The sequence below is a fragment of the Sphingobacterium tabacisoli genome (genome assembly GCF_017908035.1).
Lineage (GTDB): Bacteria > Bacteroidota > Bacteroidia > Sphingobacteriales > Sphingobacteriaceae > Sphingobacterium > Sphingobacterium tabacisoli.
Genome location: NZ_JAEQMU010000001.1, coordinates 2,002,075 through 2,017,319, shown reverse-complemented (window position 1 = coordinate 2,017,319; position 15,245 = coordinate 2,002,075). Strand labels below are relative to the sequence as shown.

At 40.8% G+C, this 15,245-nt stretch carries 11 protein-coding genes; 4 read left to right on the top strand and 7 right to left on the bottom strand.

Features of this window, described 5'->3' with window-relative positions:
• Window positions 1-12 precede the first annotated feature (12 nt).
• Together JKG64_RS08545 and JKG64_RS08540 are read left to right on the top strand one after the other, a co-directional pair.
• Window positions 13-1,644: a RagB/SusD family nutrient uptake outer membrane protein gene (locus JKG64_RS08545; RefSeq protein ID WP_210353873.1), complete on the top strand. Its 1,632-nt coding sequence runs from the start codon at window positions 13-15 to the stop codon at window positions 1,642-1,644.
• 25 nt (window positions 1,645-1,669) lie between these two features.
• The gene (locus JKG64_RS08540; protein WP_210353872.1) at window positions 1,670-4,165 is read left to right on the top strand and encodes a zinc-dependent metalloprotease; all 2,496 of its coding nucleotides are present in this window, start codon (window positions 1,670-1,672) and stop codon (window positions 4,163-4,165) included.
• Window positions 4,166-4,316: 151 nt separating this feature from the next.
• Here the strand turns inward: JKG64_RS08540 and pgl are convergent, their stop codons facing one another.
• From pgl to gndA, 3 genes are read right to left on the bottom strand one after another with little or no spacing between them, the layout of a single operon-like run.
• Window positions 4,317-5,045: a 6-phosphogluconolactonase gene (pgl, locus tag JKG64_RS08535; protein WP_210353871.1), complete on the bottom strand. Its 729-nt coding sequence runs from the start codon at window positions 5,043-5,045 to the stop codon at window positions 4,317-4,319.
• A gap of 59 nt (window positions 5,046-5,104) precedes the next feature.
• On the bottom strand, window positions 5,105-6,616 hold the full coding sequence (zwf, locus tag JKG64_RS08530; protein WP_210353870.1) for a glucose-6-phosphate dehydrogenase: 1,512 nt from the start codon (window positions 6,614-6,616) through the stop codon (window positions 5,105-5,107).
• 29 nt (window positions 6,617-6,645) lie between these two features.
• Window positions 6,646-8,049 carry an NADP-dependent phosphogluconate dehydrogenase gene (gene gndA, locus JKG64_RS08525; RefSeq protein ID WP_210353869.1) on the bottom strand — a complete coding sequence of 468 codons (1,404 nt, stop codon included), beginning with the start codon at window positions 8,047-8,049 and terminating at the stop codon, window positions 6,646-6,648.
• Between the two features lie 182 nt (window positions 8,050-8,231).
• Between gndA and JKG64_RS08520 the strand changes: the two genes are divergently transcribed.
• Both JKG64_RS08520 and JKG64_RS08515 read left to right on the top strand, forming a co-directional pair.
• Window positions 8,232-9,395, top strand: coding sequence for a YeiH family protein (locus JKG64_RS08520; RefSeq protein ID WP_246512507.1), 1,164 nt, complete (start codon window positions 8,232-8,234; stop codon window positions 9,393-9,395).
• Window positions 9,396-9,451: 56 nt separating this feature from the next.
• Window positions 9,452-9,832: a VOC family protein gene (locus tag JKG64_RS08515; RefSeq protein WP_210353868.1), complete on the top strand. Its 381-nt coding sequence runs from the start codon at window positions 9,452-9,454 to the stop codon at window positions 9,830-9,832.
• 1 nt (window position 9,833) lies between these two features.
• On the opposite strand, the gene JKG64_RS08510 is transcribed toward JKG64_RS08515, so the two are convergent.
• The 4 genes from JKG64_RS08510 to JKG64_RS08495 form a co-directional block, all read right to left on the bottom strand.
• Window positions 9,834-10,862 carry a threonine aldolase family protein gene (locus JKG64_RS08510; RefSeq protein ID WP_210353867.1) on the bottom strand — a complete coding sequence of 343 codons (1,029 nt, stop codon included), beginning with the start codon at window positions 10,860-10,862 and terminating at the stop codon, window positions 9,834-9,836.
• Window positions 10,863-10,941: 79 nt separating this feature from the next.
• The gene (locus tag JKG64_RS08505; protein ID WP_210353866.1) at window positions 10,942-11,472 is read right to left on the bottom strand and encodes a hypothetical protein; all 531 of its coding nucleotides are present in this window, start codon (window positions 11,470-11,472) and stop codon (window positions 10,942-10,944) included.
• Window positions 11,473-11,607: 135 nt separating this feature from the next.
• Entirely contained in the window at window positions 11,608-12,831 is a 1,224-nt protein-coding gene (locus tag JKG64_RS08500) for a DUF3999 family protein (RefSeq protein WP_210353865.1), read from the bottom strand.
• Window positions 12,818-15,241 carry a DUF2339 domain-containing protein gene (locus JKG64_RS08495; protein ID WP_210353864.1) on the bottom strand — a complete coding sequence of 808 codons (2,424 nt, stop codon included), beginning with the start codon at window positions 15,239-15,241 and terminating at the stop codon, window positions 12,818-12,820. Before JKG64_RS08495 ends, JKG64_RS08500 begins: the two co-directional genes overlap by 14 nt.
• Window positions 15,242-15,245 lie beyond the last annotated feature (4 nt).

Sequence of the window (15,245 nt, the reverse complement as noted above, 5' to 3'; positions counted from 1 at the left end):
AGAATAAAATCCATGAAAATTAAAAGACATATATTATCCTTGAGTACATTAGCCTTAGCATTGGCTTTAAGCTCTTGTCAAAAGGATTTCTTAGATAGAAAACCTCTCAACTTATTATCCGAAGAGGTCGTATGGAACGATCCTGAACTGATCAAACTATCGGTCAATGAATTTTACACCTTCCTAAAAACGGGCTTTGATACTTACATTCCGGCAGCAAAGACCGATGATATACAATTAGTCGGCAATGAAGAGAAGAAGATTACAAGTTACCTTACTGGTGATTTTCTGAGCACCTCATTTCCGGAGCGTAATCTCTGGAAAGACAGCTACGCACAGATTCGAAAAATGAATGTTTTCATTAACAGGGCTGCAGTAACGAATGTCTTGAATGAAGAAGAACGAAAAGTCTTGTTGGGGCAGGCTCGTTTTATGCGCGCTTATGTCTATTTTAACTTATTTACTTCTTTCAAGGATGCACCGTTATTGCTAAAGCATCAATCTATCGAAGAGGCTGAAGATAAGCCGATGAAGGTTACACATGAAGAGGGGTTACAATTTGTAATACAGGAATTAGATCTTGCAGCCAAAGAATTACCAAGTACCTATGGTAAGGAAGATTGGGGACGTATTACCAGGGAAGCTGCAGCAGCCTTTAAGAGTCGCGTACTATTATGGGGAGCGAGCCCCTTGGTCAATACAGGAGATGTAGCAGCGAAATGGAAAGTGGCTGCCGACGCTGCTCAGGTTGTTATGGAATCCAACGCATTCGAATTAAAGAAGGACTATGCAGGAGTCTTTGTGAATAAGAATATTATGGACAGACCTGAAGTGATTTTGGAGGTTCGTTATAATGGGATAAAGGGAGAGAAGATGCATGCTTATGATCAGAATAATACCCCTGCAGGTTATGGTGGCAAAGGTATTAACTGTCCTACCCAGGATATTGTAGATAGCTATGAAATGGCAAATGGACTTCGTATCGACGAGGCAGGCTCAGGTTACGATCCTGCTATTCCATACAAAAACCGCGACCCTCGTTTTGCAAAATCTATTCTTTTTAATGGGGCAGATTTTAAAGATCGCGCTGTAGAAACTTTTACCGGAGGTAAAGACTTGCCAAGAACGAATCCTACACCTACCGGATATTATATCCGCAAGTTTATGGACGAAAAGTTTGATTTCAATAAGGACAAGAACGTAGGAAGTAATACCAACTGGGTTATCATGCGTTATAGTGAGGTTTTGTTAAACTTTGCTGAAGCGAAGAATGAATCCGATGGCCCAAGTGTAGCGGTATATGATGCGGTCAATGCGATTCGTAAACGTGCTGGTATGCCCGTTATTCCAGCAGGACTCAATAAAGAACAGATGCGTGAACGTATCCATCGAGAGCGTCGTATAGAACTTGCTTTCGAAGATGATATCCGCTATCAGGACTTAAAGCGCTGGAAACAGGCTGCTGCTATCCTCAATAAATCGGTGAGAGGGGTGACTATCACCAAAGCGACTAATGGTACTATTTCTTATAAAGACAAAAATGCGGGATCACGTGTTTTCGAGGATAAGAATTATTGGTTTCCAATTCCTCTAGTAGAAATGGGCGTAAACCCGAATCTGAAGCCACAGAATCCAGGCTGGTAGTTTTTCGATTTGCACATAATTGATAATGAGATATAAAAATAAATTAGGAATCGCGTTGGCGATATTAAGTTTGCAAGCTACTGTAACCGTAGCGCAATCTGGTAAATGGGGAGGCTTGGTTAATCTTCCGGGCAAGGTGGAGTCGGAAAAGAAAGAGCAATCTGACAAGACTAAAAAAGATAAAATAAAGAAGTTCGAAGACCTCATAGGTAATGATGCGAAGAAATCGACTGGACTTTTTAATACTTACAAAGTAGAGGATAAGTATTACATGGAGATTCCGGACACGTTGTTGAATCGAGATATGTTGGTTGTAACACGTTTTACGCAAACACCTGTAGGATTAAAAGAATTCCGCTCCCAATATGGAGGGGAGATGCTGAATGAACAACTTTGGCAATGGCAACGTCGTGAGAATACGGTTTACATTAAGGTGCCAAGTTATGCCTATATTGCTACTGTCAATAGGGATATGGATGCCGCACTAGCGAACTCCAATGCCCTGCCGATATTGGCGGCTTTTGATATCAAAGCATTTAACAATGGTGGTAAGAACGTGGTTATTGACGTTACAGACTTCTATAACGGCGAGATACCAGGTATGCCACTGCCAGAAAAATTAAAGAAAACCTACAAGATAGCAGGAATTGACGGGCAGAAGTCGTACATCGATACGATCAAATCTTTTCCGGAGAATGTTGAGGTTCGTACTGTAAAGACCTTTAAGTCGCCTGTTCTTCCGGCAGACAATTCGGTCGGTACTATGACTTTTGGATTGAATACATCGATGGTCTTGTTGCCTAAGGTACCTATGCAAGCACGTTATGAAAATGAGCGCGTAGGATATTTTTCAAACCGGAAATTAGATTTTGGAGCGAATGATCAGAAGGTAATGCGCAATGCGTTTATCCAACGCTACCGTTTAGAACCATCGGATGCGGATGCGTACGCACGTGGCGAGCTGGTCCAACCCAAGAAACAGATTGTTTTTTATATTGATCCCGCGACTCCTAAAAAATGGGTTCCTTACCTTATTGAAGGAGTGAATGATTGGAACTCGGCATTCGAGGCCGCAGGCTTCAAGAATGCTATTGTTGGTAAAGAAGCCCCTACATTAGAGGAAGATCCAACATTCAGTACGGAAGATGCACGTTATTCGGTGATTCGTTATTTTGCTTCCGAGATTGAGAATGCTTACGGTCCCCGTATTTCTGACCCAAGATCGGGCGAGATAATAGAAAGTCATGTGGGTTGGTACCATAACGTAATGTCCTTATTGCGCAATTGGTTTTTCGTACAGACTGCCGCTATCAATGAGGAAGCACGCGGTGCAAAATTATCTGACGAACAGATGGGACAGTTGATTCGTTTTGTTTCTTCGCATGAATTAGGACATAGTTTAGGTCTGTTGCACAATTTCGGTTCGAGTTATGCATTTGATGTAGATTCTTTACGTTCACCATCTTTTACTGAAAAAAATGGTACAGCTCCTTCTATTATGGATTATGCCCGTTTTAACTACGTGGCGCAACCAGGTGATGGGGTAAAGAATATCTACCCTAAGATCGGAGCATATGATCGCTTTGCTATTGATTTTGGCTATCGTCATCACGGAGGCAGAACTCCTGAGCAAGATCGTGATTGGTGGGAAACAAAAATTCAGGAAAAGGCTGGCGATCCATTGTATTACTATGGTAAGCAAGGGTCTATGGATCCGAGAGCGCAAAGCGAAGACTTGGGTAATGATGCTGTCAAAGCGGGCGAATACGGTATTGCCAATTTGAAATATATCCTTCCTAATTTGGAAAAATGGACTTACGAAGAAAATGGCAGCCTAGAAGATACCAAAGATCTGTACAAAGATTTAATCGGACAATATCGCCGTTACATTAATCATGCTATCGCCTATGTGAGTGCCATGACTGAGGATTACAAAACGAAAAGCGAAAAAGGGGCTGTTTATACTTATGTTAGTAAGGAGAAGCAGCAAGGAGCCGTTGCTTTTGTAAACAAACATGTATTTGAAACCCCGTATTGGTTGTTGGATACAAGCTTAATGAAGCGTATCGATTACGGTACGATGGCGAATAAAGTGCAGGAGATGCAGAATCAAGTATTGACATCGTTGTTAGAGACTTATGGCTTTGCGCGTATGATCGATAATGAATTTAAGAATGGGGATAAAGCCTATACGGTCAACGAATTGTTGGCTGATGTGTCCAATTCGATTTTCCGTGGAGCAAAAGACGATATGTTCAAGCGTGGTCTACAGCGTGCTTATGTCGATCGTCTTGGTGTCATGTTGAAGTTGGATAAACCGGTACAAGAGACTGCTTATGCAGCCGCAGGTTTGACACCTTACAATCCTAACCTTTCTGATATGCGTATTTTGATTTTGGGTGCTTTAAATGACACGGAAGTACGGGTTAAGAAGTTGACAAAAGGTAGTAAAGGTTTCGAGTCTGACCACTATGCTGATTTATTACGTCGTATCGAAGCGATTAGAAAAATCAATTCATAGCGTTTAGAAAATTACTTTAAGTTTTAGAAACTCCTAATAGGCCCTGTGCCGTTAGGAGTTTTTATTTAGTAGCTTAGTTTTTTGGTATTATAAAAAAAGTGGTCACACATGATAAGATGTGTGACCACTTTTTATAAATAAGAAGCTATAATTATTTCGAAGTAGTCAATCTACTCGCAGCGACCTTATCTGTTAAAAATACTAGGGTTCCGTTTGTAGGAGCAAGTAGCTGCGAAGGGTATTCCTGCACATTTCTTGCACCTTCTAATACCTCATACAATGCATTGGTCTTCTTCTCGCCGAAAGTAAGTACAGCAATGTTTTTAGCCTTATTGATGAGCGGAGCCGTTAGCGTGATTCGATACATGCTTTGAGGCTCTAGGTAATACGCATCTACCCATTTCTTTTCTTCATTGAGCACAGCGGTATGCGGGAATAAAGATGCGGTATGACCGTCGTCGCCCATGCCTAATAAAATTAGGTCAAATGCACCATCCTCACCCACGACAGCTTTTATCGTTGCTTCGTATTGTACTGCATATTCCTCTGCTGTTGCTGTTTCACTATACATCGCATAGATCTGTTCTTTTGGTATTGGAACATGGTTTAATAATGTTTCAAATGCCATTGTCGTATTACTACGCTCGTCTTCGAATGGTACCCAGCGCTCATCACCCCAGAAGACAAACACTTTTTGCCAATCTATCAGGTCCCGATATGCTGCAGATGCAAGTAGCTTATGCAAAGCTATAGGTGAAGAACCACCAGTGAGTGCCACGGTGAATTTTCCTCGTTCAGCTATTGCTTTCTTTGCGGTATCTACAAACAGAGCGGCAGCCGCTTCAGTCAATAATTGTGTGTTTTCAAATATCTGTATCAATTTCTCAAACTTTTAATGTATAACTATACTCAACTCATCTAGTTTGGCTAAAAGCCCTTTTATCTGGATTTGTGATGTGCATTTACAGCCCATACATGCCCATTCTGAGCAACCAGAGCCTCTGCGTTTTCTGGTCCCCAGGTTCCCGAAGCATAATTCGGGAAATCAAGCGTACTTCTGCTTTCCCATGCCTCCTGGATTGGAGTGATTACGTCCCAAGCTTCTTCCACTTGGTCCGAGCGCATGAATAACGTAGCATCACCATTAAGGGCATCAAGCAATAGCGTCTCGTAAGCTTCCGGAGATTGCGTAGAGCAGGTGTCGTAATCGAAAACCATTTCCGAAGGATTTAGAGCCATTGTCAAGCCAGGACGTTTTGTCATAAAACGCAGACGGATATCCATCTGAGGCTGTATATTTATAGTTAGCTTGTTAGGCATTAGATTGTCCATCTGTCCATCAGAGAATGTAGAGTGTGGTACAGGCTTAAACTGTATCGTAATCGAAGAGTGTTTCTCTTGCATACGTTTACCAGTTCTCAAATAAAAAGGTACACCTTGCCAGCGCCAGTTGTCTAAAAAGAACTTAACAGCGACAAAAGTTTCCGTATTCGATTCTGGACTGACTCCTTCTTCTTCTCGGTACCCAGGTACCTTTTTGCCTTGTAACCAGCCATCACTGTATTGACCGCGTACCGCATACCGTTGTACTTCTTCGGGTTTAATGCGGCGTATAGCCCGTAACACATCAACCTTACGATTACGTATCTCTTCCGATTTGAAAGAAGCAGGTGCTTCCATAGCCACCATACATAAGATTTGTAACAGGTGGTTCTGTACCATATCTTTCAGTGCTCCTGCACTTTCATAAAATCCTCCGCGGTTTTCTACACCCACTTGTTCTGCCACTGTGATTTGAACGGAATCAATAAAGTTTCTGTTCCAAAGAGGTTCAAAAAGAGCGTTTCCGAAACGAAAGGCTAGAATGTTCTGTACCGTCTCTTTGCCGAGATAGTGGTCTATTCTATAGATTTGTTTTTCCTGAAAAGTCTGTCTTAGGAGCTTGTTAAGTGCAACTGCCGTATCTTTATCATTTCCGAAAGGCTTTTCGATTACAATACGATCTTTTTCAGGTAGACTAGCAAGACCAGAGTCGTTAATGTGTAAGGTAGCCGCTTCAATAAAGCGCGGTGCGACAGAAAGATAAAACAATCTGTTTGCACGTTCACCCCACAGTTCATCCAGCGCATCCAATTGGGCTGCCAGTGCTTTATACGAATCGATATCTTCGATATTCGATTGGAAATAAGAAATGTTAGGGTTGAATTCTTCCCATTTTTGTTGCTCTGGTGCGCCTGTTCTAGAAAATTCAGATAAGCCTTCTGCTAGGTGAGACCTGTACGTCGTATTATCAAGTTCACTACGGCCCAACCCGATAATAGCAAATTTCTCAGGCATCCAATTATCTAAAAACAAATTGTAAAAAGCGGGTATCAATTTACGCTTCGCCAAATCTCCCGTACCTCCAAAAATTACTATAATGGAAGGTCTGGCTTTTTTACTGGTCTTCATTGTATTATAAAAAAGGTAATCAATTTATCTTAGTCCCACTGCGTATGAAACGAACCCTCACGGTCTATGCGTTCGTAAGTGTGTGCGCCAAAATAGTCACGTTGTGCTTGTATGATGTTCGTTGGCATGCGCTCTGAACGGTATGAGTCAAAGTACGCCAAGGCATTCATATATGCGCCAAACGGGATACCATTATCAACAGCGTATTTGATGGTCGCTCTAGCGCCTTCTTGTCTTGCTGACACATTTTGTGCAACAGTATCATCCAATAGGATGTTTCTTAGGGCAGGGTTGCGGCTATAGGCTTGTCTGAAATCTTCTAAAGCTGCTGCACGGATAATGCAGCCACCGCGCCATATTTTAGCTACCTGTTCTAAGTCTAAGCCATAATTATAAGCTTCGGATGCTATGGTAAGCTGCGACAGTCCTTGTGCATAGGTGTTTAGCATAGCAAAGTAGAACGCATCTTTTATTTGTTCGATGACCTTATCTTTGTCGATAGCATCTACAGTAGGAGACCAGGTTAATTTTTCCGAAGCCTGTATACGTTCAGGTTTCAATTTGGACATATCACGCATCGTTACTGCCGCATCTATTACTGGGATTGGAGCCTGTAAGTCCATCGCATTTTGAGAAGTCCATTTACCTGTTCCTTTTGATTTTGCCCAATCAGAGATCACGTGGACAAGGCGTTGACCGTCTTCGTCAAATTTGTTTAGGATTTCTGAGGTAATCTCTACTAAAAATGACTGTAATTCACCTTTATTCCAGTCCGCAAATGTTTGCTGTATTTTATCATCATCAATACCGAAACCACGTTTCATCAAGTCGTAAGTCTCCGCTATCAGTTGCATTACACCGTATTCGATTCCATTGTGAACCATTTTGACATAGTTGCCTGCAGAACCATTACCTAGGTAGGTTACACAAGGTTCACCATTTACTTTAGCCGCGACAGCTTCAAAAATAGGACGCAAGCGTTCGTATGCTCCTTTGTCACCTCCCGGCATCAAGCTGGGACCGAAACGGGCACCTTTCTCACCACCTGATATCCCCATTCCGAAGAAGTGTATATTCTTTTTGGATAGTTCTATAAAACGACGATCGGTATCCGGGAAATAGGAGTTTCCACCATCGATAATAATATCTCCTTCTTCCAGATGAGGAAGTAGGCTGTTTATGGCACTATCGACAGGGTTTCCTGCAGGGACTAGCAACATGATAGCTCTAGGCTTTCGGATTGCCTGTGTAAAATCAGCTACTGATGTAGTCGCTTTTACCTGATGTGTGTCGTTAATTTCGTTTTCTAAAGACTGTACTTTAGCGAGGTCGAGGTCTAATCCCGCTACGGCAAATTTGTTGTCGGCCATGTTTAATAGGAGGTTTCTTCCCATAACACCAAGACCAACTATGCCAAAATCATATAATTCCATAAAATTTTTATCAGTTGATACAGATATTTATCGTTTCGGATACGTATTAATTTATGTGTTAAAACTTGCTTAGGAAAGCTTATTCAAACTAATAATCAAAGATAGGAATCTTTTCGTTGAAAGTCGCTGTTTTTTACTCCTTTCAGGTACACCGCGGATGTTAGAAGAAAGAATCCGGACGAATGTTGCGGAATGAGGAGATCTGCTCTGTTGGTAACGGTAGTACGTTATGGAATGTATGGCATAACCTGAGGTTATGTCGTATAGGGATTTCTCATTTTCTTTCGACAATCATACTGCTGAAATTTGTAGGAAATAAGAACAAAAAAATACTCATGATGTCAGAAAAAGAACATACTTACAGTTTCGATAAGAGAATAGTTAGCAGGCCACAGCATGAAGACGCTATTACGGATAGACGGCTATCTATTCAAGCAGTGGTCTTTGTTGGATTGGGACTGCTATGTTTATTCCCTTTTATTTCAGCTCCTTTGGCACTCTTGCTAGGCGTGATCACAGCCCAGTGTCTGCGTAATCCTTTTCCAAATGCTACGGCAAAATTAACCCATATTTTATTACAGGTATCTGTGGTTGGATTAGGGTTTGGAATGGATGTAGAGTCTACCATTGGAGCGAGCAAGAATGGCTTTTTATTGACGGTATGTTCGTTGTTTGGTATACTGATTTTAGGTTATGTAGCCGGCGTACTCTTTAAGATCGACAAGAAGATATCTTTCCTGATTACAGTAGGGACAGCTATCTGTGGAGGGAGTGCTATCGCCGCGATTTCACCCGTTATAAAAGCAAAGCAAGCACAGATTAGTGTTGCTTTAGGAACAATCTTTATATTGAATGCGGTAGCGTTATTTCTTTTTCCTCCTTTGGGACATCTATTTCATCTATCCGAGAGTCAGTTTGGACTTTGGAGCGCTGTAGCGATACAGGACACCAGTTCTGTAGTCGGTGCTGCTGGTAGATACGGCGAACAGGCCTTACAGATAGCGACTTCTGTCAAATTGACCAGGGCATTATGGATTATTCCTGTGACGTTCGGGAGCGCTATTCTTTTTAAGGAAAAGGGGACGAAGGTCAAAATACCCTATTTTATAGGTCTTTTTGTCTTAGCGGTTTTAGGGAATACTTATGTCCAACCTTTGCACGAGTTGGGGGCTTCAATTGTAGCCTTGTCCAAAGGGGGACTTACTGTCGTTCTTTTTTTAATAGGTTCAGGTTTGTCTTTAAAAGTTCTGAAATCCGTTGGGGCAAAACCTTTTATATTAGGTATACTTCTTTGGATAGGTATAGCTGTGCCTTCGTTGCTCGTGATCGTATACTTCTTTAATTAAGATGTGGAGGAATCTAAGTATATTTATCCTGTACATACTATCAACTTAATAAAACTATGGCTACGACCAATCCTGTGATCTATTTCGAAATTCCGGTAAACGATTTACCTCGGGCCTCCTCTTTTTACAGCTATGTTTTCGGTTTTGTTTTTGAAAATGAGGTTATTGATAATTACGAGATGGCGCTTTTTCCTTTCTCCGAATCCAAGTCGGGTATTTCCGGTGCGCTGGCCAAAGGTGACGTATATATCCCTACGAAAAACGGAGTTATCTTATATTTTAAAACGGCCGATATAGATGATACCCTTCAAAAGGTGATCGAATATGGAGGACGTATTTTATATCCCAAAACCGAAAACAGTCAATATGGTTTTTTCATCGCCGAGTTTGAAGATTCAGAGGGTAATAGAATCGCTTTACACCAACAAGATGTGTAGTCTATTGTAAAGACCTTAAATCTGTAATAAATGCATCGACCACAGATTCTGGTGTTGCCCATGAGGTAATCAACCGTACGGCAGAATTGTCTTTGTCTATAGCTTTCCATTCAAAGAAAAGATACTTTTTATGCAACTCCGTGATGGTGTGACGAGGTAAAATTGGGAAAACCTGATTGGTCGTAGAGTGTGTCAAAAAATCATAACCTATTTCTTCAGCGGCCGCAGCAATTTTCATGGCCATTTTGTTTGCATGGTCCGCAAGTTCAAAATAGAGGTTATCTCTAAACAGTTCTAAAAATTGTATTCCGAGTATTCTGCCCTTGGCCAATAGTGCTCCCTTTTGTTTTAGGGCATAGTCAAAGTCAGGATACAGCAATGGGCTATTGAATACCACTGCCTCGCCCAATAAAGCCCCATTTTTGGTTGCTCCAATATAGAATACATCTGTCAGTTGACTGATGTGCGCAAGTGTAATATCATTATTTGTAGCAGTCAGTGCATTACCTAGCCGTGCGCCATCTAGAAATAATAAGAGACCATGCTGCTTACAACAATCTGATAATGCCTTTAATTCGGACAACTGATATATCGTTCCGATCTCGGTAGAGTTGGAAATATAGACCAATTTGGGCTTTACAACGTGTGGCCTTAAGGTGTGATTCTGTACAACCTGTTCAATATCTGCAACCCTCAACTTACCGTCTTTGGTCTCTACCGTAATAACCCGGTGACCTGTAGCTTCTATGGCTCCAGCTTCATGGGCATAGATATGACCGGACTGCGCACTGATTACAGCCTCGTGGGATTGGAGAAGACAAGAGATAACCAATAGATTAGTTTGCGTTCCTGCAGACAGGAAATATATTTCCACCTCTGGATTAGCTATCTTTTGTCTAAGGATAGATTTTGCCTCCAGACTATACTCATCCTCTCCATACCCCAGCTGTTGTATGAGGTTACTTTCTCTTAACTTATCTAAGATACGCAAATGCGCTCCCTCTGAATAGTCATTCTTAAAGTTGTACATATCTGATTTCCTTTTTATCTATGGAAATGCAAATATAGAAAGTTTGCCCGGTAGTCGGCTAGTCCAGAAGAGGGAATAGTTAAGTAGAAACCAAGAATCTCTCGTAATGTTTCCAATACGTATCAGGGACAGTAGATGTGGTTTTGGACCAGAAATTTTCCCTTATTCTGTCCTTTGCCTGTTCATCTTCCGTTTCTAATTGCCCTTTTAGCAGCAGATACAATTCAAAGAATAACTGTAGGAATTGCCTGTCATTCATAGCACATCTGAAGTGCACACAATCTCCGTGTAAATAGTAACTTACTACTTCGCCAGAAGGGATATGGTAGCCTAGTCGGTCACCGATCGTATCCCATCCGAAAAATAGAAAGTCCTGGTATACCTCTAAGTCATGGTCAAAGGTGATGTCATAGACGTTCAATCGGGATAGATCAAAGTTGTGTAGGAGGTTCAATATTTCGTTTCCATGCTCCTGGTAGTTAGAGTCTGAATCAGAAATATGTGCATCGCTCAAGATGCCATGTAATGTTTCCGTATTTAACCTGTTTTCGAGGTGTATACGCTCGGGTTGATTCGCCCGAATATTAGACACAAATTCTCTTGCAGTCATAGGTCAGGATTATGTTTTTGATTTGGTACTCAGTTTTTTTACGCTAGAAATATCCTTACTATTCTAGGTACAAAGATGCACCATAAATATAGCACTATTTACGGGAAACCGTATCAATCTAAATAAAGGTTTATTTTATTTATTTAAATCTTTTAGGAGGCCCTTGCCAAAATAAAAAACTAAGAGTATTCCGAGGATGGAGCACCCAATCAATATCCAATTTCCGTAGCCCTTTTCTTCTCGTGTCGTATCCGATTTATGGGCTTGAATATCACTTACTTTTGCTACTGGTATATTCGGGGGTAGGTTGAGATCTATTTTAGATAGATCGTAGCTAGGCGTATTCCAATTGCTATCCGCTTGCAAGCTGTATTCTTGCTTGATGTCCAAATCAGCAATTAAATGAATAGGGGTTTGGTAGAAAACGATGCTGTCTATTTCGAGTGGCGGATTATCCTCGTTTTCGACTTCGATAAAGAATGTGTTAGGATATAACTCTTGTAGCGCATACATTCCGCCTGTATTGCTCTGGAGTTGAATATATTCGTTAACGCTATATTTTTGTCTGCTATTATTTTTTGTGGCACCTGTTTTTTGTTGTTCTATATAAGTATGTGCCGTACGGTAGTATTGTTTAGGACTACGGGCATAGACTTGAAAATAGTCAATGGGCGTCCATAAGTCTTTGGTGACCGCTATCGTCGTTGTTTTATTATCACGATTGTTCGTTTGTTGGTAGGATATTTCCTTGACTTTTTCCAGCTTTAGTGTCGCTCCATTATTTTTTATCTCGCCGATATTTAGAATCTTAATCGGAGGGGAGTTCTTATCATCAAGCACAATACGGATATAGCGGTAGTCTACCGGTGGAAAATGGATAGGCTTGCTCGTAAAGGTCTGATTATCGTCCTTTAGATTTGTCAGTAGTGCATTGTTTACAATACCGAACCAACTCTGCATATCATCGCTACCCTCAATACGATATTTTTTATTATTCTCCGAATTGGCAACCTGTAAGATATAGCCACTGTTTTTTTTCCTGTCTTTATGGTCGATCAGGAATACCTCAGTACTATCAGAAGTGTTTTTTTTGCGTTCGTACGATAGTGGTGAAAAAAAAGAAGTATCCACTTCCTGTGGCTTCACGACAAATGGAACTTCATTGCCTTTAGCATCTTTTAAGCGCAGTATGCCTAAGTCATTGCCTACTCTTGCCCTAAATTCTTGAGGGATGAGGATGCTGCTGTAGCCATTTTCAGTGGCCGTTACTTTCGCTTGTATTTGTTGAGCTTTTGCAGTAGGTAAGCAAAAAACAAGCGTAAAAAGTGGCGCGAATAAAAGAGATTTATAGCTTTTCATTGTCATTATCTACGACTAGTTTTTTGATTTTTTGATACACAAAAGATATGGTGAGAATTAAAGCACCCAATAGGATAAATGCGATGATCTTACCTGTTTCTGAAACATCCCGGATATCGTAGATAAATAGCTTAAGTATCGTAATTCCGAGTAGGCTCAGGGCGATGACGCGTGCTGTTTTTAAGTTTTTCTTAATTCCATATATCAAGAATGTGAAAGATAATAATCCCCATAATATCGGGAAGATTACTTTCATCACAAACTCGCGGGTGGTATAATAATCATCAAAATTCGCCGCTTGAAATAGAAAGGCAATATTGACTTCGGCACTGCATAGATAGACAATAAAAAAGGCGACTAGCCAAGCTGTGTATATGTTCTGTTTTCCAGCTGATGGAACCTGTAAAAAATGACGTTTTAGGTACCAAAATATCTGCAGTAAGAGGGCAAAAACAGAAATGTAATGCAGGTTGAAGGCAAAAGGAAAACCTCCATCATTATAAATAAATGTTTCATATTTCTCAATGATTGGAATTCTGTAGGCCACAATGATATAGAATATCGCGTTCATTATGGTCAAGACATCGGACAGTGTCTCTATTAGTTTTGTCCTGCACTTGCCAAAATACAACAGAAGCGTACTAAATACCATATGGTAAAGGTAGATGAAGAAGTAAACCGTACCCGAATTGTCAAAATAATGAGCGGTCTGATAACCAATTTCGATCAGCGGAAGGAGGTAGGCAAAAACTAGCGCCAATACAAAGATGAATTTACGGTAAGCCACCTGATTGAAGCTGACCCCATATAGCGTATAGGCGTAAGGATGTTTTTTTAATAGCTTATAACAAGTAATTAGCGAACCGATTACCATTAATCCTGTAAAGAATACCGTGTTCAATACAAAGACGTGTGATACTTCATCTTCAATATAAGCGGCGATATCCTGTAGTAGACTCAGTATCGCGAGCCATTGTACAATAACAGCACCCAATAAGAAACCTTTTAGTTGAGATTTGTGGGTCAACCATAAGAGAAGTACGGCTTCACAAGCCCAAAAGATAGTTACATAATTACCCTCAAATTGGACGGGGATAGTGATTGTAGCCAAAGTGAGAGCCAATCCAATAAGAACGAAGATAATTGTTTTATCAAAGCGGTATTTTTTGAATATCACATACGCAAAGAGAATGTTGAAAGCCGCAAGTAGTATGGTAAAGAGTCCAACATAGGCTGGAGAATAACTATGGATAATATGATAGCCTATGGCATAGAATGCCGTTGTATTCGAGATTACGGCTCCGACTTCATAGTTCGCAAACTTATTCTTATGGACCATATTATTTATAATGAAGGCCATTGTAAATATAACATACAGCAGGATACAATAACGAAGCGCATGAAGGAGTACGAGTGTCGATGTTGGTTCCAGCGAAATGTACCAGGCAGCGACGATAAGAAAAGTTAAAGCGAATGCCGTAAAGTTTATGATAAACCACCTCTTGAAATAAGAAATGGTTAATATACCTAAGTTCAACAGAGATATATAAGTTAGCAGGACATGATAATTGCCATTCCCTGTACTGACCATAAACGGTACCGCAAATCCACCTATAGCAGACATGACGGCAAGCTCTTGTCGGTTGTAGGCCAGTGATACGAAAATACTAAACGCTGTAATCGCCACCATAATAATAAAGGCGGTAGTCTGGCTAAATAGCTGATAGTCATGGAAAGCGATACCAATAGTAAAATAGAATACAGCGATACCACCAGCGACTAGTACGGAACTAAAAGCTTTGAACTTGGCGCGAAGTCGGTGTGCTACTCCCAAAAGTATACCTCCGGCCAGGATACCAATACCAACGCGTGCCGGTTCGTTGATCCATTCTTTGTCAATAGCATATTTGACAAAGAAGCTGATACCCAATACAAGGATTATAATACCAATCTTGTTAATTAGATTTTCACCGATAAAACGCTCGATATCCGGATTCTTTTGTCTGAACTTTTCAAACCAGGATAACTGCTCTTCTCTAACAACCGGTGGAGCAGAGAACGTTTCTTTGTGTTCTTCTACTGGAGCGACCTCGTTGAATGATTCCTCCAGCACTTCCTGTACAAGAATATCAGGAATCGGTGGCGGTACTGGAATGGTATCTTCCGGTTCCGCTAGGGGAGCCGGAGTGATTACTTCTTGTACCTGCTGTACTTCTTCAGGTGTTGACTCCTCTTTATCAAGAGCATCAATAGGAACATTGTTTTTGATTCCCTCCAATAGAGTTCTTAGCGTATTCAGTTGATCAAAAGTATGAGAAAGTCCTTCTCTCAGCCCCTTGATCTCCTCTCTCTGTCTATTTATTAAATAGACGAGAACTATAATGCCAAGTACAATCAACAATATTTCCATACAC

What these genes read in the sequence shown, in the direction of transcription:
- JKG64_RS08545 (WP_210353873.1), top strand. Translation starts at nt 13, where the DNA reads ATGAAAATTAAAAGACATATATTATCCTTGAGTACATTAGCCTTAGCA.
- JKG64_RS08540 (WP_210353872.1), top strand. Translation starts at nt 1,670, where the DNA reads ATGAGATATAAAAATAAATTAGGAATCGCGTTGGCGATATTAAGTTTG.
- zwf (WP_210353870.1), bottom strand. Translation starts at nt 6,616, where the DNA reads ATGAAGACCAGTAAAAAAGCCAGACCTTCCATTATAGTAATTTTTGGA.
- gndA (WP_210353869.1), bottom strand. Translation starts at nt 8,049, where the DNA reads ATGGAATTATATGATTTTGGCATAGTTGGTCTTGGTGTTATGGGAAGA.
- JKG64_RS08520 (WP_246512507.1), top strand. Translation starts at nt 8,232, where the DNA reads ATGTTGCGGAATGAGGAGATCTGCTCTGTTGGTAACGGTAGTACGTTA.
- JKG64_RS08515 (WP_210353868.1), top strand. Translation starts at nt 9,452, where the DNA reads ATGGCTACGACCAATCCTGTGATCTATTTCGAAATTCCGGTAAACGAT.
- JKG64_RS08510 (WP_210353867.1), bottom strand. Translation starts at nt 10,862, where the DNA reads ATGTACAACTTTAAGAATGACTATTCAGAGGGAGCGCATTTGCGTATC.
- JKG64_RS08505 (WP_210353866.1), bottom strand. Translation starts at nt 11,472, where the DNA reads ATGACTGCAAGAGAATTTGTGTCTAATATTCGGGCGAATCAACCCGAG.
- JKG64_RS08500 (WP_210353865.1), bottom strand. Translation starts at nt 12,831, where the DNA reads ATGAAAAGCTATAAATCTCTTTTATTCGCGCCACTTTTTACGCTTGTT.
- JKG64_RS08495 (WP_210353864.1), bottom strand. Translation starts at nt 15,241, where the DNA reads ATGGAAATATTGTTGATTGTACTTGGCATTATAGTTCTCGTCTATTTA.